Source organism: Rahnella aceris (assembly GCF_011684115.1).
GTDB classification, from domain to species: domain Bacteria; phylum Pseudomonadota; class Gammaproteobacteria; order Enterobacterales; family Enterobacteriaceae; genus Rahnella; species Rahnella aceris.
The window spans coordinates 126612-148593 of the sequence record NZ_JAADJV010000004.1; the positions used below are offsets into that span (position 1 = coordinate 126612).

A 21982-nucleotide genomic window follows, 5' to 3' on the forward strand; every position below is an offset into this window, starting at 1 on the left:
GTTAAGCCCCGCCATCAGCGGCGGGGCTTCTGCATTGTGTTATTTTTTAGCAACAGCCGCTTCATCAGCCGGCACGACCACCAGTTTTTTATCACTGACCGACAACGCCTGAACTTCACGGTTATACATCGCTTCCCCGTAAGCCGGAGGGATCACGAAACTGCCGGTGTTGGTGGCTTTAATCTGATACACAAACTCCTGCACATCGGTGCTGGCGCTGCCGTAAATCACCACGCGATCTTCACGAATATCGCTGTAATCCGGTGCCCACGTAGAACCCGATGCCGCCAGCGGTGACTGCCAGGACGCTGAAGCTTCTGCTTCACTGTTTTCATCACTGCTGTCAGATTCCGGTTCCGGTGGCGTTTGCTGGACCACTTCGAATCCGCCCGGCAACAAATCCACAATCGCCAGATTGTCCTGCCCTTCCTGCGAGTTGGCGCGGACTTTCAGATGCACATTGATCTTCTGCCCCAGCGTCACCTGCGTGACTGCGTTGCCTTTTTCATCGGTGTAATCGCGGGTGATTTCCAGACCGCGGGAAATGGCTTTCTTCGGCGCTGCCAGATCGTAACCCGCCTGCGTCACCACGTACCAGGCGGGCGCGTTATTGCCGTTTTCAATGCGAAGTGCCTGTGCGTCAGCGGTGAAATTCGCTTTAGCAAACAGCCCCTGAACCTGTGAAATCAGCTGCGGTTCCACATTTTTGGTTTTGCTTAGTTGCGTAATTTTCAGCGCATCCGGTGCCGTGGCCTGCGCCGCCACCTGTGCGGAATAACTCTCCAGCGCCAGAATGCTCATTGCCGAGGAATACGTGGTGTAGCGTTCCTCTTTCAGTGCCTTGACCATATTTTCCAGCACCTGTGGCGGAATCGCGGAGACTTTTTCCGGGAAGTGACGGGTGATCAGATACAGCCGCGTCGCGTCCTGCACCAGTGGATCAAAGTAACTTTGCGTCCACCAGGCTTTGTCATACGCCTTGCTCAGTTGCGCCCACGTTGGTTGCAACAGCGTATTCGCCTCATCATCCATTTTCAGCAGACGGTAAGAAGACGCCAGATACATCGCGCTGAGATCGGTTTTCCAGGTGTCCGGATAGCGCTGCTGCAAGGTATCCTGCACCGAGGCCAGCGAACTGGTGGTGATTTCACCCTGACGCGTCAGCAAATAAACCGCCCATGCGCGCAGACGCAGGGTATACAAATCATCATTCTGATTCGCTGCCAGTTCGCGCAGTGCCGAATTGGCTTCTTCCAGCATACCGGCTGGCAACGCAACGCCCGCCGCTTTGGCTTCCAGCAGATATTGCACTACATACGGCGTGACGAACGGATCGGTTTGCGGCGATGAACGCCACAGGCCAATCGCGCCGCTGTCGTTCTGTCGTGAACGCAGCACCCCCAGCATATCTTTCAGTTGCTTGCTGCTGTCCGCCGGGCTGAGATTGCCACGCATTTCCGGATGCACGGTTTCGAGGATCAGCGGCACCGAGCGGCTGACAATCTGCTCAGAACAGTAATACGGATAATCCGCCAGATACTGGGATAACCCGCTGGTCAGTACCAGCGGCGAGTTGGACACCGCCGCTTTACGCACCGCGTAAGCATCAAACATCTGACGCAGATTATCGACGTCCTGGCTGCTGCCGTTCATGCGTCCCATCACCGACTGCGTGCGGAACGGCATTGCCGGGCGCACCGACGTACTGATCGTGCGGCGGCTGGTTTTATCGCCATACGTCGCCTCAAACACCAGCGGCGCATCACCCGGCAAGGCTTTGGCGCGTAAGCGGAAATTAATCACGCCCTCGCGTTTTTCAGCCAGCGACAGGTTCTGATCGGCCTGGCCCACCACTTCAAGCTGCGGCGGTACAGTCAGGTGGATAGCAACAGGAATGCTTTTGCCGTTCAGCCCTTCGAGGTTGTTACTGACACCTACGCTGACATCAAACTCATCACCCGGTGCCACCATCGACGGCACGTTTGGCGTCATGATGAAGTTGTCGCGCACGGTTGCCGAGGTCTGCGCTTTACCGATTTTGTCCGGCGTCACGGAAATCGCCATCACGCGGATTTTACCGTTGAAATAATCCGGCACCGGATAATCAAACTGCTTCTCGCCGTTCACTTCGGTAATGCCCGACCAGTACGCCACCGGCTTGTCGCGCTTACGTTTAAACGGATTGACGTTCAGATCCAGACCTTCACCGGCGTCACCGCCCGGCGCGGCGGCGAGCTGCATCAGCTTGCTGAATTCCGGCAGGATAAGATCCAGAATTTGCGAGCTTTCCACGCCCAGTTCACGTTTACGGAAGAAGTACTCCAGCGGATCTTTCAGGCGATAACGCGCCACCTGCAAAATCCCTTCATCGACGGCAAACAGCGCCACCTGTTGCGGGCCGTCGGTCTTCACCGTCATGACCAGGTTTTCCCCCGGTTTAATCACCTCAGGCGCGTTGACGTCGAGAGTGTTCTGGCGGGCTTTAGTGCTGATTTTGAACGGCATCACGCCGTAGCTCAGCGGGCTCATAAAGATTTCATTGGAATTCACATCACGCACGAACTGCACGTTGATGTAGCCGTTGCCTTCCATGCCTGCAGGAACACGGATTTTCTGCACCGAACTGGTGGTGTCGGTATGGAACCACTGCCAGCTGTAGACTTTATCTTTCTCGATGGTAATCAGCCCGCTGCCGGTGTACGGCGCGTTAACGGATACCTCGATTTCCTCACCCGGCTGGTACTCCGACTGATTGAGTTTCAGCTTCAGTTCGGCATTCCTGTCCAGCGAACGGCTGAGGTTGGCGTTACCGGCCACGGTATAGCCAATGCGGTTCAGCACATTGCCTTTCGCATCTTCAATAACCAGCACGAAATCACCCGGTTTATCCGTCGCCAGCGTCAGGTCGTTGCCCTGCGCCGTCAGCGACAGCGGCTGTTCCGACAACTGCACTTCCTTCATTTTCGACTGATATTTGTAAACGCCGGAATCCTGTTTGGTGAGCACTGAAATGTATTTCTGTTCAATCAGCGCGACTTTCAGATCCGGCAACGCAATCTGCTTCAGCGACGGGTCGACCGCAATAATGTTCAGATGGCGCGCTGCATCGCGGTTGATATAGCCTAAATCGCCGTCGGCTTTTACGCCGACCAGAGAGTCATACGGCGATACCAGCACCCGAGCCGTTGCGGCCACGGAACGTCCGCCACCGGCCACGAACGCCTCGGACAGCAGTTGCAACTGATAGGTCGCGTCAGCGTAAGATTTCAGATCCAGCGGGATATTCGCCGCGCCTTTTTCATCCGTCGTGCGCTCTTCCAGTTCCGTTTCGAAACCGTCGCTGTTCTGGCGGTTCTCATAGAAAGCGTAATCCGGGAACTGATCGAAGCTCGGATACATCGGGCGCAGCGTCAGTTTCGAGGTCACGCGCCGGTCCTGCGCAGGCGTACCGAACAGGTTCTGCACGTCAATATTGGCCTGCAATTCTGAGGGTTTCACCCAGCCTTGTTTACGCTCCGGCGTCAGTTGTAATTTCACCTTCAGCTGATCCGGCTCGAACTCTTTGACGTTAACCGAGGTATGTCCCAGCAAAGTGGAAGACTCATTGTCTTTGCCGATCAGATACAGATAGACATTCCATTCACCGGTAGGTGAATTATCGTCAGTGGTATAACTCAGCTCATTGAAACCGCTGGCACCGAGCGTCAGCGGGATAGTGCTCATCAGCTTGTCGCGCGGGTCGTGAATTTCCGCACGCACCGGCACACCCGCCAGCCCGTTGCTCCAGTCGGCAGCGCGGGTGATCAACCCGATATTGAAGGTATCCCCCGGACGATAAACGCCGCGATCGGAGAACAGATAACTGCTCAGCGTACGCGGGTCATTGGGGGTGATTTCGCCATCGACATCAAAACGGGAGAAGTCGAGGCCGCGATCGTTATTCCGGTCCGCTGGCAGGAAGGAGACATCGCCCTCTTTTTCCACCAGGAACATCACCGGCTGACGCTCGCTGGTATAAACGTCCAGCGCCGGGAAACGTACATGCCCGTCAGCACCGGTGGTTTGAGTCAGCAGCGTGACGCCGTTTTTAGCAATAACCGAGACTTTCGCATTTGCCACCGGTGTGCCGCTGTGAATTGACTGCACAAATACGTCGCGTGTTTTATCCTGCGAACGCTTGGCAATAATCCCCAAATCGGTGACAACAACGAATCGCGAATCGCCAACCGGCGCTTCATCTCCGCTCTGGTCTTCATCCTGATACACATTGCCGTCGTCATCCGCTTCCGGTTTCACTTCTTTCTTTTTCGGATCCCATTCCGACAGCGTCAGCAGGAATACGCCGCGATGCGAGGTCGGATCGGTGGAGAGATAACGCGAAAGATCGACGCCCTGATAATTCACTTCACCCGGCTTGTCGTTATTCACCGCCGTCTGATATTTGAAGTGCTCGGTGAAATACTCGTCATTCAGGCGGTTAAATTCCGCCGATGAATATTCACGACTTTTGAACGACACGATGTGTTGCAGCTGGCTCGGGATCACCCGTTTGATGTCCAGGCGCAGCCCCGGTACGTTACGCGCCGCGACGCTGATTTGCTTGTCACCGTTGACCGACAGCAACGAGCCTTGCGACATAAATTGCAGGGATTTCGGATAATCCGGAACCTGAACGATGCGGTAGACTTTTTCCGGCATTTTATAGCCGCCGGAAGATGTCAGAATATTGTCAATCTCCACCAGCATGGCACGGTGGGCTGGCGCATCGAAACGGAAGCTGAACTGCGGCTGATAATCACTTTCCGCGTCATTAAGCTGGATATTCAGCGGGGTGGCCTGCGCGAGCACATTATTCTCGACGCTGTCGACTGCCCAGCTTGCGTAATCATCCGGGCCTTTGGCTTCGTCCTGATCGTTTGGATTATGCTGTGGCAGTAACCACACTTTGACTGCCTGGCGGATATCGTTGTCTTTGACCGCGTCGCTGAACCCGACGATCAGCGCACGCTGGCCTTTCGCGCCATCGGCATCCACTACCTGCGCGCTGGCTTCGTTCACCGTCAGGCTATAGAGCGTCGGCACGGACACCACGCCATTCCTCGCCTGCGCGGTGGCATTTGAGGGTACAGAGGCTTTCACGCCTTCGCCAATGATGACACGCACGGAACCACCGTGATCCAGCGATTTCAGCGGTTCGGAATGTACCCAGGCATTGAGTTTCTTCTGGTCATAGACCACAGAATAATTGAGTTTCGTCCCGGTTTTGGCTTTCCCTTCGGTCAGGCCAAGCGAAATCTGTTTTTCGAAACTGGCGACATCCACCGGTGCGTTGAATTTAACGTTAAAAATCGCACTGCGTTTTTGGGGATCCTGCGGGTCCTGATAATACTCGGCCTGACCCAACTGATAACCGAAAGCTGGGGCAGAAAATTCATAGCGAGTTTTCGCCAGTTTAATTTGTGGCGCAAGCAGCACATCAGGGGTGAAGTTCACATCATATTTGTTGCCCATCGGCAGCGGATTTTTAGGCGTGAACACTAAGGTGTAACCACTTACCCATTTCCATTCACCTTCCGTGGCAGGTTTCAGGGAAATCCCTTTTTCGACCACTTTGCCCACTTCCGTCACGGGCGCGGCAGAATGGCGGAAACTAAAAATGACTTGCTGCGGTGCAGGCTTTTGTGCGGCGTAATTGACGGACTCGGGGCCGCTGACGCTGACGCTGGTGTCCTGATAAACCATTGGTGCAGGTTCTATCGGCTGCGGGCGATTGAGCCACCAGTGCCAGCCGTAAACGCCAGCACCTGCGGCGCACAGCAAAACCAGAATCGCCAGACTGATGGCTTTCGGGTATTTATCTACGCCATTTTCCATCCGTGTAAAGCTGCGCTTCAGCCAGCCGGAAGTGGCCGTCCACCAGGCAGGCGCCCGCCAGTCAATATTCCCGACCAGCGGTTTGAAGACACGACCCAGCAGACCCAGAACAAAAGCCAGCACGCGGAAAACACCTTTTATCAATGTAAAAGGCAGACGAAGTAAGAATTTTAATAAATCCATTTGTTGCTGTACCCCTAATCCCTGTGAACCATCGCCAGAAGTGATATTTTTATGCGAATCAGGACTTTTATTAAATTCAACGCATTGCGCCGCAGGATAATGATTATTCGCCTAAAAAGCCATCAGATAAAGCGTAGCAGCAACCGGGAGTTTCCGGCTGATTTCTGCGCTGCCAGCGACACGATTGTGTGAAACAATAGCGCGAGGATTTTGCGCAAAGCGACAGGTGACATGAAGACGAAACTGATTACCCGTGAAGGCTACGACAAGCTCAAAACTGAACTGGATTTCCTGTGGCGCGATGAACGCCCCGAAGTGACCAAAAAGGTCACCTGGGCTGCAAGCCTGGGCGACCGCAGTGAAAATGCCGATTACCAGTACAATAAGAAACGGCTGCGTGAAATCGACCGCCGCATCCGCTATCTGACCAAATGCATGGAACAGCTGCGCATCGTCGATTATTCACCGCAACAGGACGGCAAAGTGTTCTTTGGTGCCTGGGTGGAAGTCGAAAATGACGACGGCGACATCAAGCGTTTCCGCATTGTCGGATATGACGAAATTTTTGGCCGCAAAGACTACATTTCTATCGACTCGCCGATGGCGCGCGCGCTGTTGAAAAAAGAAGTCGGCGACAGTCTGGTGGTCACCACGCCGGTTGGCGACGCGACCTGGTACGTCAATGAGATTGACTACGGGAAATGATCAGCTAACTCTCAAAACACGCAGGCGGACAGCCTGATGACTGGCATTTTATGTCTTCAAACCGTATAACTGTGCCCTGCTTTTTAAACGAAAAAAACTGATATCAGACCTATGAATGATCAACTGAGCCGCATTATCGCAAGTGAATTGCAGGTTCGCCCGGAGCAGGTTGCTTCCGTGGTGCGTCTGCTGGATGAAGGTAATACCGTGCCGTTTATTGCGCGGTATCGTAAGGAAGTCACCGGTGGGTTGGACGATACCCAACTGCGTCAGTTGGACACCCGTCTGGGTTATCTGCGGGAGCTGGAAGACCGCCGCCAGACCATCCTCAAATCTATCGAGGAACAGGGCAAACTCAGCGACGACCTGGCAAAAGCCATTAATACCACGCTGAGCAAAACCGAGCTGGAAGACCTTTACCTGCCGTTCAAACCCAAGCGCCGCACGCGCGGACAAATCGCTATCGAAGCCGGTCTGGAGCCGCTGGCCGAATTGCTGTGGAACGAGCCACAAAACGAGCCGGACGCTGCTGCCGCAAAATTCATTGATGCCGATAAAGGCGTGGCCGACACCAAAGCTGCCCTTGATGGCGCACGTTACATTCTGATGGAGCGTTTCGCTGAAGATGCCGCGCTGCTGGCGAAAGTCCGCGATTACCTGTGGAAAAACGCCCATCTGACGTCCCGGATGGTGGAAGGTAAAGAGCAGGAAGGCGCGAAATTCCGCGACTATTTCGACCATCACGAACCGATTTCTCAGGTGCCTTCGCACCGCGCGCTGGCGATGTTCCGCGGCCGCAACGAAGGTATCTTACAACTGGCGCTGAATGCCGATCCGCAGCATGACGAGCCGCCAAAAGAAAGCTATGCCGAACAACTGATCATCGACCATCTGGGCCTGCGCCTGAACAACGCGCCTGCTGACGTCTGGCGTCGTGCCGTGGTCAACTGGACATGGCGTATCAAAGTGCTGCTGCACCTCGAAACCGAGCTGATGGGCACCGTGCGCGAACGCGCCGAAGATGAAGCGATCAACGTTTTTGCCCGCAACATGCACGATTTGCTGATGGCCGCCCCCGCCGGTATGCGCGCCACTATGGGTCTCGATCCGGGTTTACGTACCGGTGTAAAAGTCGCCGTTGTGGATAACACCGGCAAACTGGTGGATATCGATACGGTTTATCCCCACACCGGTCAGGCTGCAAAAGCCGCACAACAGGTTGCCGCGCTGTGCATCAAACATAATGTCGAACTGGTGGCGATCGGTAATGGCACCGCGTCCCGCGAGACCGAGCGCTTCTTCCTTGAGCTGCAAAAACAGTTCCCGGCGGTAAAAGCGCAGAAAGTGATTGTCAGTGAAGCCGGTGCATCGGTGTATTCCGCCTCCGAACTGGCGGCGCTGGAATTCCCGGATCTGGATGTTTCTATTCGCGGCGCAGTCTCTATCGCCCGTCGATTACAAGATCCGCTGGCGGAGCTGGTGAAAATCGACCCGAAATCCATCGGTGTTGGTCAGTATCAGCACGACGTCAGCCAGTCTCAGCTGGCGAAAAAACTCGATACCGTGGTCGAAGACTGCGTGAACGCCGTGGGTGTTGATCTCAATACCGCATCCGTTCCCCTGCTGACCCGCGTGGCCGGTCTGACACGCATGATGGCGCAGAATATCGTTAACTGGCGCGACGAAAACGGTCAGTTCCGTAACCGCGAACAGTTGCTGAAAGTCAGCCGTCTGGGGCCAAAAGCCTTTGAGCAATGCGCGGGCTTCCTGCGTATCAACCACGGCGACAACCCGCTTGATGCCTCGACAGTTCACCCGGAAACCTATCCGGTAGTGGAACGCATTCTGGCGGCGACACAGCTGGCGCTGAAAGAACTGATGGGCGATTCCAATGTGCTGCGTGGCCTGAAAGCCAGCGAATTCACCGATGAGCAGTTCGGTGTGCCGACGGTCACCGACATTATCAAAGAGCTGGAAAAACCGGGGCACGATCCGCGTCCAGAGTTTAAAACCGCGACCTTTGCCGAGGGCGTGGAAACCATGAACGACCTGATGCCGGGCATGATCCTCGAAGGCTCTGTCACTAACGTCACCAACTTTGGTGCGTTCGTCGATATTGGTGTCCATCAGGACGGCCTGGTTCACATCTCGTCACTGGCGAACAAATTCGTCGAAGATCCCCACACAGTGGTGAAAGCCGGCGACATCGTCAAAGTCAAAGTGATGGAAGTCGATCTGCAACGCAAACGTATCGCGCTGACCATGCGACTGGACGAGCAACCGGGCGAAGCACCCGCGCGCCGTTCTTCCGCGCCAGCGTCAGATTCACGAGACAATCAGAAACGCCACGCGCCAAACAAACCGTCGGGCCGCAATGCCGCGCCAGCAGGCAATAACGCGATGGCCGATGCTCTGGCCGCCGCGCTCGGCAAAAAACGTTAATTCTTCGTTTTTCCCCGCCACACCAAAGCCGCTGATATCCAGCGGCTTTTTTTATGTATCTTTTTTCGACACTTTTTAAACTCTGTCTTAATGAATCAATCACTGAGGTAAATCAATAAATCGGCCATCCGGCAGGCATACGATAGCGACGCGGTGGAGATTCCCGTGAAGAGGCACCCCCTCTTTTCTTTTGTCTCTATACGCGTACTAATTATGATAACTATTCTCGTTTGTACTTCTTTGCGTATTCAATACGCCGTCAGCCACAGGCTGACAATTTCGCACCATGGACAATTTCTGAGCAATATTTCGCAGTTAAGTGAGATCACCGGGCACGGAAGCGCGGCGTAACCTTTGTCACGCTGCCCCCAAAATGCCTGAATGCTTCGCGAGGAACTATGCAACTTCAATCAAAACGTGCTTATAAAATTACCGGCTTTTCACACGAAATCAGCCCGGCTTACCGGCAGAAACTGTTGTCACTCGGGATGTTACCGGGGTCATTTTTCAACATTATCCGCGTTGCGCCGATGGGTGATCCGGTACAAATCGAAACCCGCCGTACCAGCCTCGTCGTCCGCAGAAAAGACCTCGATCTCCTCCAGCTCGAGATGATGGCCTGATCCCAACATCAGGCCTTTGACAGTTCATTTTTCGCTGCGGCCCCGGGCTTGCATGTTTACCTTTTCTGACACGTAGATTTTATCGAATGAAACCATTAACGATCGGCCTGATTGGTAACCCAAACTCAGGTAAGACCACGCTTTTCAATCAGTTAACCGGTTCACGCCAGCGTGTCGGTAACTGGGCAGGCGTGACCGTCGAGCGCAAAGAAGGTCAGTTTGCCACCGCAGCGCACCAGATTACGCTGGTGGATTTACCGGGTACCTATTCCCTGACCACCATTTCCGAGCAAACTTCGCTCGATGAACAAATTGCCTGCCATTACATTCTGAGCGGCGACGCGGATCTGATGATCAACGTCGTCGATGCCTCAAACCTCGAGCGCAATTTATACCTGACACTGCAACTGCTGGAACTGGGCGTGCCATGCATCGTGGCGCTGAACATGCTGGATATCGCCAAAATCCAGAACATCAATATTGATATCCCTGCGCTGTCTGCTCGTCTGGGTTGCCCTGTGGTGGCGCTGGTTTCTACCCGTGCCAGCGGCATCAAAGAACTGAAAGCCGCCATCGACGAATTGCCACAAGTGGCTGTGCTGGAACGTGTGCAATATCATCCGGTTTTACAACAGGAAGTCGATGTCTTGGCCGCCGAAATGCCGCCAGCCATGGCGCTGCAACAACGCCGCTGGCTGGCACTGCAAATTCTTGAAGGGGATATTTATAGCCAGACGCACGCAGGCAACGCACAGGCATTATTGCCGCAGGTGAGAGCCCGGCTGGCTGAGCAGAAACTGGACGATCCGGCACTGCTGATCGCCGATGCGCGTTATCAGAGCATCGCGGCGCTTTGCGCAGAGATCAGCAACTCCCACCTTACGGCGCCGAATAAACTGACGCAGGTGCTCGATCGCGTGATCCTCAACCGCTTTCTGGGCGTACCGATTTTCCTGCTGGTGATGTATCTGATGTTCGTGCTGGCCATCAACATCGGTGGTGCGCTGCAGCCGATTTTCGATATCGGCTCCGCCGCGATTTTCATTCAGGGCATGCAGTGGATTGGCTTTACCCTGCATTTCCCGCAATGGCTGACCATTTTTCTGGCACAGGGGCTGGGTGGCGGTATCAATACCGTGCTGCCGCTGGTGCCACAAATCGGCATGATGTATCTGTTTCTGTCGTTCCTTGAAGACTCCGGTTATATGGCACGTGCCGCGTTCGTCATGGACAGGCTGATGCAGTCGCTCGGCCTGCCGGGTAAATCCTTCGTGCCACTGATTGTCGGTTTCGGCTGTAACGTGCCGTCTATTATGGGTGCCCGCACGCTGGATGCGCCGCGTGAAAGGCTGATCACCGTGATGATGGCGCCGTTCATGTCATGCGGCGCACGTCTGGCGATTTTTGCGGTGTTCTCTGCGGCCTTTTTCGGGCAGGACGGCGCATCCGTGGTGTTCTCGCTGTATCTGTTGGGCATCGTGGTCGCTATCCTGACCGGACTGCTGCTGAAATACACCATCATGCGCGGCGAAGCCTCGCCGTTTGTGATGGAACTGCCGGTGTATCACGTTCCGCACCTGAAAAGCCTGCTGCTGCAAACGTGGCAACGTCTGAAAGGTTTCGTACTGCGCGCCGGTAAGGTGATCGTGATTGCCAGTATTTTCATCGGCGCACTGAACAGTTTCTCGTTCAGCGGCAAGGCGGTGGATAACATCAATGACTCGGCGCTGGCGTCAGTCAGTAAAGTGCTGACACCGGTGCTCTCGCCGATGGGCGTACATCCTGACAACTGGCAGGCGACCGTGGGTCTGGTCACCGGTGCGATGGCAAAAGAGGTGGTGGTCGGTACGCTGAACACGCTATATACCGCCGAACACATCACCAATGAAGCCTTCGATGCGGCCAGTTTTAACCTGTTCGATGAACTGGGCGGCGCGGTAAAAGAAACCTGGCAGGGTCTGAAAGATACCTTCAGCATCAGCGTGCTGTCGAACCCGATCGAAGCCAGCAAAGGCGACGGTGAAATGGGCGTCAGCTCAATGGGCGTCATGAGCACCAAATTTGGTTCGGCGATTTCGGCTTACAGCTACCTGATCTTTGTATTGCTTTACGTGCCTTGCGTCTCGGTGATGGGGGCGATTGCCCGTGAAACCAGCCGTAGCTGGATGACGTTCTCGATCTTCTGGGGGCTGAACGTGGCGTACTCACTGGCAACCCTGTTCTATCAGGCGGCAACGTTCAGCACGCATCCGGCACACAGCGCGGGCATTATCCTGATCGTACTGATCTTCAATGCCCTCGTCTTAACCGCCCTGCGCAAAGCCCGCAGCCGGGTCAGCGTTCATCTGCAACCGCGCAATGTGGCGGCCTGTTGTAAACCCGCTACCGGCAGCGATTGCCATTAGGAGATGAGATGACCAGTCTGATTCAGGTTCGCGACAGTCTCGCACTGGCCGGGCGGGCAGATGCCCGCCAGCTCAGCCATCAGCTTAATGCACCACAACCGCTGGTGCAGGCGATGCTTGAACGGCTGGTCGCCATGCGCAAAGCAGAAGTGGTCGAAGCTGATGACAGTTGTCTGAGCGGCAGTTGTAAAAGCTGCGCCGACGGCAAGAAATGCCTCACGGTGAGCTATCAGCTCACCCGACACTGATTCAAAGCCTTTCCTGATAGCCGCGTCGCGGCTATCATCACTCCTCGTTTACGCCCGCAGGAGCCTGCATGATCGACAGTGAAATCACCTTCCGTAAACTCGAAATCTTCCTCGCTTATATGGAAAAGCAAAACATCACGCGTACTGCTGAACAACTCGGTCTGAGCAGCGTCAGCGTGCATCGCGCCCTGCATTCACTGGAAGAAGGTTTACGTTGCCCGCTGTTTATCCATCGTGGCCGCAATCTGCTGCCGCTGCCTGCGGCTGAAGCGCTGCTGGAGCACGCGACGCAGGTCATCGAGCAAATGGAACACGGTATCCTGGCGACCCGGCGCGCCGCCGGTTTTGGCGATAAGCGGCTGAAAGTCGGCACGTTATATTCGCTGACGCTGGAAACCATTCCGCGCCTGATCATGGGGCTGAAACTGCGCCGTCCGGAGCTTGAACTGGAACTGGTGATGGGGTCCAACAATGATTTACTGCACAAGCTGGAAGACGGTCAGCTGGATGCCATCCTGATTTCGACCAGTGATTCCAATGTCGATGCCCAGCGTTACGATCAGTTGCCGCTGTTTCAGGACGATATCTTCCTCGCCGCACCGGCCAGCGCAGAACTGATTTCAGAAGGCACAGCGGATTTACGCGATTACAAACAGAAGAAATTCGTGTCGCTGGCTGAAGGGTTCGCCACCTATCACGGCTTTCAGGAAGCCTTCCAGGTCGCCGGTTTCGAACCGGATATCGTGACGCGGGTGAATGATATTTTCTCGATGCTGAGTCTGGTGCAGGCGGGTGTCGGTTACACACTGATTCCCGGCAGGATGAAAGGCGTGTATGAGAATACGGTAAAATTACTGCCACTGGCTGAAGCCTACCAGATGCGCCAGACCATTTCGCTGGTCTTTCCGCACAGCCGCGAGCACGACCCGAATCTGCTCGCCCTCGCCGCTGAAAGCCGGATGTATGCGCTAGCGAGCAGAAAGCGCTGACGCATTCGTATGGGTCGCCGGTTTAGCGATCGGCTTTCCCACGATTAAGCCCTCAATGGAAATATCTTCATCCAGAGCATCCCAATGCAAACCATAAGCACTGGTTTCGCAATCCTGACGCTGTGCGGGTGTTGCGTTCAGCAGAACAGGAAATTGCGCCAGCGGCACTGTCAGGATCTGGCCATCTTCAAGAGTCACCCACATTGTACTTTCATCAAAACGAACACTTTTAGGCGAAATATTCATTCCATGCTCCTTGAAATAGTGTCTGATAAACGTTAGTTAACGTTATAATTTCCCTGATCTCTTTGGCAGAAAAACCTGTCTGGCGACATAGGGCAACAGGTGAAAGCCATAGTTTGGCTTCTTTCTGACCAGATCTTACATGAATATGATGCGGTTCAAGAGGATTTCCTTCATTGGAATAGAAGAAAAAACGGTAATTTTTAAAGCGTAGTATCACTGGCATGGCGGTGACTTCCCTGTATAAACAGTCCGATAAAAACAAAAAACCTTTCACTCAGGAAAGGCTTTTATTCCGTAGTATCACCAACCTATCACGCCTTTAATCAGCGTTCGTTTTGCCGTAACCGTGTTGCGAGACGTCGCGCAACCTGCATACCCGACTGGCATAACGACAGCGCTTCGCCCTGCTCCATCGCGCGGCGTGTCAGGCCGCTCAGCACCGCGCCCGGCGGCATTTCAATCGCCAGCCGTACATCGCGCTGATACGCGGCAACCATGGCGTCACGCCAGTTGACAGTACGGGCCATGTTCATCGCCAGGTCGTCAGCGATTTTTTCCGGTTGCCAGTACACACGCCCGGTTGTTCCGCTGAGATAACCACTGATCGGGCGGGAAATATGAATCTGTTTAAACGCCTCCACCAGTTTCGCCGCAGGCTGATCAAGCAGCGCACAGTGTGACGGCACACTGACCGCCAGCTGATGGGTTTTCTGTGCGCCCTGCGCTTTAGCGAGTTGCATCACCTGCGCCATCGCGGCATCGCTGCCGGCAATCACCAGTTGATCTTCCGCGTTAATATTCGCCAGATATACCGGCGATTCTGCACTGTTGACCTGCGCCACCAGATCTTCAACCTGCATCTGACGCAGACCGGTGATCGCCGAGAGGCCAAAGCCCTGCGGATAAGCCTGTTGCATCAGCTCACCGCGCAGCGCGACCAGACGTACAGCATCGCAATAGTCGAGCGCACCGGCAATCACCGCCGCCGGAAACGCGCCAATCGACAGCCCGCTGCAAAAATCGGCTTCGATTCCTTCGGCCTGACATTGTTTCGCCCAGACCACACCGGCAATCAGTAAACACAGTTGTACCGCGCGGGTGGAACGCAGAGCATCGGCGCTGTCGAGCAGCAGAACGTCTTCATCCAGCGCGAGGCTGGCCTGTTCGATGAGGGAATGCGTGAGCGGGTTATCCGGCAGGCGATGCAGCATTTGCGGCACCTGCGGCCCTTGCCCGGGGAAGGTAAATAAGATTTTCATCGTGCTCCTTGCTTCTTTTTGCGGGCCTTAGCCTGCCGGCGATTGCCACGGGTCACGCACCAGCAACGGGCCGGACGCCGTTTTCAGCATGATGTCACCGCCACGCAACCATTCGCTGAGGGCAAATCCCCCCTGCGGCGTATTGATCTGAACATCGGCGCGGCAGGGAAGCCGCTGAAGCTGGTCGTAAAAATCGGAAAACTGAGAAGGTTCTGCCGGTGTGTCGCAACGGACTAGTAAATCGAGATCGCTGTCGGCATGCATCACCGGCAGGTCACTGACCAGCGCGTAGGCGCAACTGCCCGTCACGCCCCACGCGAAAGGCAGTTGCAGACTGCATAACGTGATCAGCGCCTGCACCGGTTGCTGAGACACAAACGGCGAGTGCAGTAATGCATTCACGTCGCTGACCAGTGATTCGGGCGTGACGACCCGCACCACCGCCGCCGGGTCAATCCAGGCGGCGGCTCGCTGAATACGGGTCAGCCCGCGAATACCCACCGGAACCGCACCGTCAGCACGCTTATCGCGACGCACTACCAGCGGCAGCGCAGTGCGCCAGCCGGTGTTTACCCATTCGGGTAAAGTGTCGTCGCTTTGCAGCGCTGAACGGTCGCTTATCCAGACAAAATCATGGGCACGCGGGTCACACATATTCAATCCTTCTTAAATCAATGCAATGCAGCGGTCAGTGAGATAAACAGCGGCAAAGTCACGATACACAATACGGAACTGATCAGCAGTGATGCTTCTGCATCCGGGGACTGCACACCGAAACGGTTACCGAACACGATACCGAAGAAACCGGCAGACAGCGCAATCATCAGTATTGCGGTCACAGCAACCTGACCGCTCAGGCCAAATGCCAGAACCAGACCCCAGGCGATGAACGGCTGGATCAGGTTTTTCGCCACACAAGACAACAACACCGGACCGTTAATTTTCAGTTTACGGGCTGACAGGATCACACCGGTCAGGAACAGCGCAGATGCGGTCGCTGACAACCCCAGCGGCTTGATCGAAGCCAGGAAAATTTCCGGCATTTTAATGCCAATCGCTGACAGGATCACGCCCAGCAATGGTGCCCAGACGATCGGTTTTTTCACTGAACGCCACATCAGAACCGGCAGTAATGCCAGGGAAGATCCCTGATTTTCACCACTGAGACGCGCTTTTTCACGTTCAAGGATCAGCAGACAGAACGGCGTCATCAGCACGGAACCGCAGGCGATAGAGACCGCGACGGACAGTGATGTTGACGGCGCATCACCCAGCACGCTGCCCAGAATAGGCAAACCCAGTGCCGCATAGTTCGGCAGTGCGACAGTCAGCGTCAGAACCGCCGCATCCTGCGCAGATTTTTTGAAGACTTTGGTGCAAATAAAGTAAATCGCTGCGTAGGTTATCCACATCGCCAGAACCAGCACCAGAATCAGCGGTGACTGTTCCACAATGCCCGCCCACGGGGTTTGTACGGTGGCTGCAAACAGCGCAGCAGGTAAAGCAAAATCCATCACGAAAATATTCAGTAAAGAGACATTCTGGTTATCCACCATTTTCGCTTTCCCGGCGTAAAAACCGAGGATCATGATGACGAAAATAGGGGCAAGCGCGTGCAATATTACGTAAGTCATAGCGTTTTTCCTGAGGCAAAAAATGATTGCTCAGTCGGCGCCGGTGCGATGGTTTTTTTAGTATGACAGTCCAGTTGCAGACAACAGCAGGCCCTCGCCCGGACGGTATGTCAGGGCGGGAACCCGCAATGCGGCTGCGTCACGCTGTTTGCAGGTGCGTTACCGGTTGAGACTGAAAGTTGTTAACGAATTACCATTCCTGGCGCATCTGCTGGCGAACGCGCTGCGAACTTGCGCGGTTTTCTGCACCCAGACGGTTGCTGAGGCTAACGCCTTCTTTGCGTGCGTCCTGGATGTTTTGCCAGACAACGTTTTGCACGTTGCTGATGTCGTCGGGTGTGGCCTTATCCGGATCAGCGATGTCGAGTAATTGCGACAGCAGGCCCAGCGTGGCGTAGTTTTCGATGTCGTAAGCCATCGGCGGAATGGTGGCAGCCAGTTTTTCCAGCGCATCCACAGAACGTAAGGTGATACGTGCGGCGGATTCTTTACCCATCGCGTGGATCATCACGCCGTTGTTTTTGAAGGCGATCAGTTTGTTAGCCTGATAACCGTGCGCCAGAAACGCACCGGACATCGCTTTACCGACAATCAGCCCGACCACCGGATGCCCGGCCAGACGCGCTTTGGCGTAAGCGCCTGCGGCACCGGCCAGCGCCTGATGGATACCGAACGCTTCTTCGCGGCGACCATAAGCCTGACTTGGTACGTCGATGACCGCCACGATGGCGCGTTTGGTGCTGGCATCCGCGTCGGCGTCAATCACGTCGTTAACGACTTTTGCCAGATTCCAGCCTTCGAGCAAACCGACTTCGCCGCCCGCTGCACGCGGATACTGGTTATTTTTGTCCGGCACCACGGCGATGAAACGTACCGGCTGGTCATTCATTTTGCCGTCAGCCGCTTTCACGGAAGGGCAAAGACCGGTTACCGGAGTGGCGTCTTTGGTCAGTTCAGCGAACCAGTAATCACCCCGGCTGGCTGCATTATTTGCTACGTTGCTCATGCGCGATCCTCCCGGTTAAACAAGGCTTCCGTCACTTCACGGCTGGCCTGCTGCGCGGTGTCAAAACCGGTCAGTTTTGGCAGGTAATAATCATAATTATCAGAACGATGTGTCGCAGGTACGCCCGCTTTAATAAAGGCCAGCACGCTGTCTTTCACTTCATTCAGGGAATCTTTCACCAGCGCATCAACAAACCCGCTGTGATAACGCACTTCGCCACCGGTCATGCTCCAGATAAACGGACGGTCGCGGGAATCGTATTCATCGATACCGGCTTCCTGTTCGATAACCTGCGGACCGTTCAGTCCCAGACGGGCTTCACGGGTGACAATCAGATAGCTGCACAGCGCGGCGGCAATCGACATCCCGCCAAAGCAACCAACAGTACCGGCAACGACGCCGATCACCGGCGTATAGCGGCGCAAATCAACAATGGCGGCGTGAATATCGGCGATAGCGGCAAGACCCAGATTGGCCTCCTGCAAACGCACACCACCGGTTTCCAGCAGCAGAACGGCCTGCGTCGGGATGCCGTTACGGTTATCTTCTGCAGCCATTTCCAGCGCAGCAGCCATTTTGGCACCGGACACTTCGCCCATGCTGCCGCCCTGGAAGCTGCCTTCAATCGCCACAACGACAGCAGGCTGGCCGTTAATCTGACCTTTGGCGACGACCATGCCGTCATCGGCCTGCGGCACGATGCCCTGCGGTTCCAGCCACGGAGACATAATGCGTTCGAACGGCCCGAGCAGTTCACGGAAAGTCCCGGCGTCCAGCAATTTGCGGGCGCGCTGACGGGCGCTCAGTTCGATAAAGCTCTGATCAGTATCAGTTGGCATTTTCAGCCTCCTCAAAGACCTGTTCGATACGCAGACGGGCAACGCCGGGTGTGGCGCCAAAATCATTGATGTCGAGACGACCGGCCGGTAATTCACGCAGCGCACTCAGACGGTTAAAAAAGTTCTGCCATAAGGTATGGCTGCCGTCGACCGAGGTGGTGACGATAATGTTCAGTTCATTGACTGTTTTTGGTTCATACAGCGCTTCTAAATCGCCGGAACCTACCACGCCTGCTTCGGCACGGCCTGCCAGCGGTTTTGCCGCCGGGTAGTTAAATTCAAAACGTTCCATAACACCTCTTTGTACTGATGTTAGTTAATGCGTATCCGGTTCAGACCACGCTGACGCGGTCAAGAAACAGCGTCGCAGCCAGTAAATCAGCGGCACCGCCGGGCGATGTGTTGTCCGCCAGCATCCGGTGTTCGAGATGGCGCAACCGTTGTTTGCCCGCCATCGTGCTGGTGCCACCGGCTTCCAGCACGGCCTGCGCGCCCTGATGCATGGCTTCCAGCGCCGGTAAGCCACCGCGTGACAGCACGCAGGTGTCGGCCAGTGTGGACATCACCGCCAGTAAGGCATCGACCTGCGCTTCGCTTTCGCTGGCGCCGTGTGCCCGGCTGTGATGAAGCTGCGGCAGTGCACAACCGATAATGTGCGGGAAACCGCTTTGCGCCTCTTCGCGTGCACCCGGCACCTGATAACGCTGCACGGCGTGCGAACCTTTACTGAATTTTTTCGGGCTGAAAGCATCGGGTAACGCTGCAATTTTCGCGGCGCGCTGCGCAATATGCAGCGGCAGTAAACTTTCCGGCTGCATGGAGACGGCGCTGACCAGCAACCCCATCGCCCAGATAGCGCCCCGGTGAGTATTCACGCCGCCGGTTTCTGCCATCATCTGCGCTTCGCCAGCACGACCTAAACGGCCCACTTCCTGACGCAGGGCGATATCCGCCGGGCGCTGCCAGCTGTGTAAAGCCAGCAAATAGAACGTGGACGTCAGGCTGCGCGCCGAACGCACCATCAGATCTAAACTTAAATCCTGATGGGCTCCGGCACTCCGGCTGTCTACCAGCCCCGGTTTCGGGCTAAGCCGCGCTTCGTCGATCAGCGCCTGCGTCGCCGTTTCTGCCAGCCTTTCGGCCAGTTCTTCCGCTGTGAGCAGAGCGCCAGTCGTTAAAGTCTGCGGCATAGTGATCACCAGCTACGGAATTTGGCTGGCGGGTTATACAAGCCGCCGGACCAGTCAACCAGCTCGCTCACGCTGCCCGCCGCCAGTAATGAACGGGTGGCGTCGGTGCGGCGGATGCCCATATCTTCCGGGAAGACCACCAGTTCCTGACGGCGCAGGTCGGCGACGCGTTTGGCGTCAACGCCCAGACCGATGTCAGTGATACCGGCAACTGCCGCCACCATCGCACGGCGTTCTTCGAGAGAACGGGCGCGGTAAAGATAGGCGATACCTTCTTCGGTCAGCACGTGGGTCACGTCGTCGCCGTAAATCATCACCGGCGCCAGCGGCATACCGGATTCTTTACCCACATCAACGGCTTCGAGTTTCTCAACGAATGTCGGTTTGCCCCCGGCCTGGAAGGTTTCCACCATCTGTACGACCAGTTTTTTACCGCGTGCCATCGGGTCCGGCTCTTCAATCATGTCGAGCCAGGCTGGCGTGGAGTGACGGCGACCGTGCGGATCATGCCCCATGTTAGGCGCGCCCCCGAAACCGGCCAGACGACCGCGGGTCACGGTTGACGAGTTCGCCAGCCCGTCAACCTGCAAGGTCGAACCGATGAACATATCTACCGCGTACTGGCCTGCCATCTGGCAGAACGCACGGTTGGAGCGCATAGAACCGTCGGAGCCGGTGAAGAACACGTCAGGACGGGCGCGGATATATTCTTCCATCCCCATTTCGCCGCCGAAGCAGTGAACGGTTTCCACCCAGCCGCTTTCAATCGCCGGGATCAGCGTCGGATGCGGGTTCAGTGTCCAGTGTTTACAGATTTTGCCACGCAGGCCGAGCTGTTCGCCGTAAGTGGGCAACAGCAGTTCGATAGCGGCGGTGTTAAAACCGATGCCGTGGTTGAGCGACTGCACGTTGTGTTTGGCGTAGATACCTTTAATGGCCATCATGGCCATCAGCACGTGAACCGGTTTGATCAGGCGCGGGTCACGGGTGAACAGCGGTTCGATGAAGAATGGCTTGTCGGCGACGACCACGAAATCGATCCAGTCGCCCGGAATATCGACGCGCGGCAGATCAGTGTCTTCTTCAACCAGTTCGTTGACCTGCGCAATCACGATACCGTTTTTGAAGGCTGCGGCTTCGACCAGCGCCGGGGTGTCTTCGGTGCTCGCGCCGGTATACAGATTGCCTTTGCGGTCAGCTTTGAAACCGGCGATCAGTGCGATGTTCGGCACCAGATCGACGTAAAGACGGGAATACAGTTCGATATAGGTGTGGATCGCACCGATTTCCATCTGACCGTCTTCCAGCAACTGCGCGATGCGCAGGCTTTGCGGACCGGAGAACGCAAAATCGAGCTTACGGGCGATGCCACGTTCAAAGAGATCCAGATGTTCAGCGCGGCTGACGCTCGGCATGATCATATGTAAATCATGCAGCTTTTCAGGATTCACTTTCGCCAGTGATCGGGAAAGGAAGTCAGCTTGTTTTTGGTTGTTACCCTCCATCACCACGCGGTCGCCGGAGGCAATCAGCGTTTCGAGGATGGGGATAATTTTATCTGTGGGTAAAACTTTACCCTCTGCCACGGAACGGACACTGTCGATACGCCGTTGTTTTTCATTGCGGCGGGTGTCCCACACTTTCGTGGTCTGCGGATGTTGCGGCATGCCAAACCTCCCTGGGTTGAGCTTGCTGAATCTTTCCCGGCGTGATGAAACAAGAGGCATCGGGAAGTTCAGTCAAGTGGCGGTTGCATCACATTTGACCTGTTTTGATAGCCTGCTAAGTGTAAGCAGCGAAGAATATTGCATCAATTAAGCGTCCGGACACTTCGTTACGCTGAGAGTAACGATCTGACGTATTTCTTTAAAAACAAATTGATACAGAACAAAGAAAGAGAAGGAGCGCACAGAAAACGGGAATAAAAAAGGGATGCACAAAGGCATCCCGGGGTTCAGAGCAGCATAAAAGCGATTATTTGAAGACTTCAGCCGTTGCGGTGATTTTCTTCTTCTCCTGAGCCGCAATCACCACATAGTATTTGCCGCCCTTTTCATCAGCCAGTTTGGACAATTCTTCTTTCGCATCCATTGGCGCAGTGTATTCATTGCTGGTCGTGACCACGCCCAGACTGGTGTAACCCTTATCTTTGGCTTCTTCTTTCGAGATCATCTCTGCCGCCATCGCGTTGAGTGAGAATAACCCTGTCAGAATTGCCGCAACGATAATTTTTTTTGATTTCATGACATTACCTCTAAATTGGATGAATAGTTCTCAAAGAAAGCAGTCAGGATATGAACAGCGGGTGTATCTGCGCTGGCATGACCTTCATGGTTAAA

Annotated in this window: 18 protein-coding genes; 6 read left to right on the forward strand and 12 right to left on the reverse strand. The window is 55.2% G+C overall.

The annotated features are described in order from the left end of the window. Positions 1-39: 39 nt before the first annotated feature. A complete protein-coding gene (locus GW591_RS18830) occupies positions 40-6057 on the reverse strand; it encodes an alpha-2-macroglobulin family protein (RefSeq protein WP_166861240.1) in 6018 nt (2005 codons plus the stop codon). Positions 6058-6288: 231 nt separating this feature from the next. On the opposite strand from GW591_RS18830, the gene greB reads away from it, so the two are divergent. From greB to GW591_RS18860, 6 genes are all read left to right on the forward strand, one after another. Then, complete coding sequence (greB, locus tag GW591_RS18835) at positions 6289-6762, forward strand: transcription elongation factor GreB (RefSeq protein WP_013573592.1); 474 nt, start codon at positions 6289-6291, stop codon at positions 6760-6762. Between the two features lie 111 nt (positions 6763-6873). Beyond that, a complete protein-coding gene (locus tag GW591_RS18840; RefSeq protein ID WP_131638459.1) occupies positions 6874-9204 on the forward strand; it encodes a Tex family protein in 2331 nt (776 codons plus the stop codon). Positions 9205-9602: 398 nt separating this feature from the next. Further along, positions 9603-9827, forward strand: a complete 225-nt coding sequence (gene feoA, locus GW591_RS18845; protein ID WP_013573590.1) for a ferrous iron transporter A — start codon at positions 9603-9605, stop codon at positions 9825-9827. An 86-nt stretch (positions 9828-9913) separates the two neighbouring features. Then, on the forward strand, positions 9914-12232 hold the full coding sequence (gene feoB / locus GW591_RS18850; RefSeq protein WP_014411500.1) for a Fe(2+) transporter permease subunit FeoB: 2319 nt from the start codon (positions 9914-9916) through the stop codon (positions 12230-12232). Between the two features lie 8 nt (positions 12233-12240). Then, on the forward strand, positions 12241-12480 hold the full coding sequence (locus tag GW591_RS18855; RefSeq protein WP_013573588.1) for a FeoC-like transcriptional regulator: 240 nt from the start codon (positions 12241-12243) through the stop codon (positions 12478-12480). A gap of 68 nt (positions 12481-12548) precedes the next feature. Beyond that, positions 12549-13469, forward strand: coding sequence for a LysR family transcriptional regulator (locus tag GW591_RS18860; protein ID WP_013573587.1), 921 nt, complete (start codon positions 12549-12551; stop codon positions 13467-13469). On the opposite strand, the gene GW591_RS18865 is transcribed toward GW591_RS18860, so the two are convergent. From GW591_RS18865 to GW591_RS18915, 11 genes are all read right to left on the reverse strand, one after another. Continuing rightward, positions 13449-13715, reverse strand: coding sequence for a DUF2442 domain-containing protein (locus tag GW591_RS18865; protein WP_013573586.1), 267 nt, complete (start codon positions 13713-13715; stop codon positions 13449-13451). The two genes, GW591_RS18860 and GW591_RS18865, sit on opposite strands and share 21 nt — an antisense overlap. After that, the gene (locus GW591_RS18870; RefSeq protein WP_014411499.1) at positions 13699-13938 is read right to left on the reverse strand and encodes a DUF4160 domain-containing protein; all 240 of its coding nucleotides are present in this window, start codon (positions 13936-13938) and stop codon (positions 13699-13701) included. The genes GW591_RS18865 and GW591_RS18870 overlap by 17 nt, the downstream gene beginning before the upstream one ends. 100 nt (positions 13939-14038) lie before the next feature. After that, on the reverse strand, positions 14039-14974 hold the full coding sequence (mdcH, locus tag GW591_RS18875) for a malonate decarboxylase subunit epsilon (RefSeq protein ID WP_013573584.1): 936 nt from the start codon (positions 14972-14974) through the stop codon (positions 14039-14041). 27 nt (positions 14975-15001) lie between these two features. After that, entirely contained in the window at positions 15002-15628 is a 627-nt protein-coding gene (locus GW591_RS18880; RefSeq protein WP_013573583.1) for a malonate decarboxylase holo-ACP synthase, read from the reverse strand. 17 nt (positions 15629-15645) lie between these two features. After that, positions 15646-16608 carry an AEC family transporter gene (locus GW591_RS18885; RefSeq protein ID WP_013573582.1) on the reverse strand — a complete coding sequence of 321 codons (963 nt, stop codon included), beginning with the start codon at positions 16606-16608 and terminating at the stop codon, positions 15646-15648. A 190-nt stretch (positions 16609-16798) separates the two neighbouring features. Further along, complete coding sequence (gene mdcE, locus GW591_RS18890) at positions 16799-17614, reverse strand: biotin-independent malonate decarboxylase subunit gamma (protein WP_013573581.1); 816 nt, start codon at positions 17612-17614, stop codon at positions 16799-16801. After that, on the reverse strand, positions 17611-18453 hold the full coding sequence (locus GW591_RS18895) for a biotin-independent malonate decarboxylase subunit beta (RefSeq protein WP_013573580.1): 843 nt from the start codon (positions 18451-18453) through the stop codon (positions 17611-17613). The genes mdcE and GW591_RS18895 overlap by 4 nt, the downstream gene beginning before the upstream one ends. Continuing rightward, positions 18443-18745 (reverse strand): malonate decarboxylase subunit delta, encoded by a 303-nt coding sequence (locus GW591_RS18900; protein WP_013573579.1) that lies wholly within the window; start codon positions 18743-18745, stop codon positions 18443-18445. The genes GW591_RS18895 and GW591_RS18900 overlap by 11 nt, the downstream gene beginning before the upstream one ends. Before the next feature lie 40 nt (positions 18746-18785). Continuing rightward, a complete protein-coding gene (locus GW591_RS18905) occupies positions 18786-19643 on the reverse strand; it encodes a triphosphoribosyl-dephospho-CoA synthase (protein WP_013573578.1) in 858 nt (285 codons plus the stop codon). 5 nt (positions 19644-19648) lie between these two features. Further along, positions 19649-21310, reverse strand: a complete 1662-nt coding sequence (gene mdcA / locus GW591_RS18910) for a malonate decarboxylase subunit alpha (protein ID WP_013573577.1) — start codon at positions 21308-21310, stop codon at positions 19649-19651. Positions 21311-21617: 307 nt separating this feature from the next. Then, positions 21618-21887 carry a YdgH/BhsA/McbA-like domain containing protein gene (locus tag GW591_RS18915; RefSeq protein ID WP_013573576.1) on the reverse strand — a complete coding sequence of 90 codons (270 nt, stop codon included), beginning with the start codon at positions 21885-21887 and terminating at the stop codon, positions 21618-21620. Between the last annotated feature and the right edge of the window lie 95 nt (positions 21888-21982).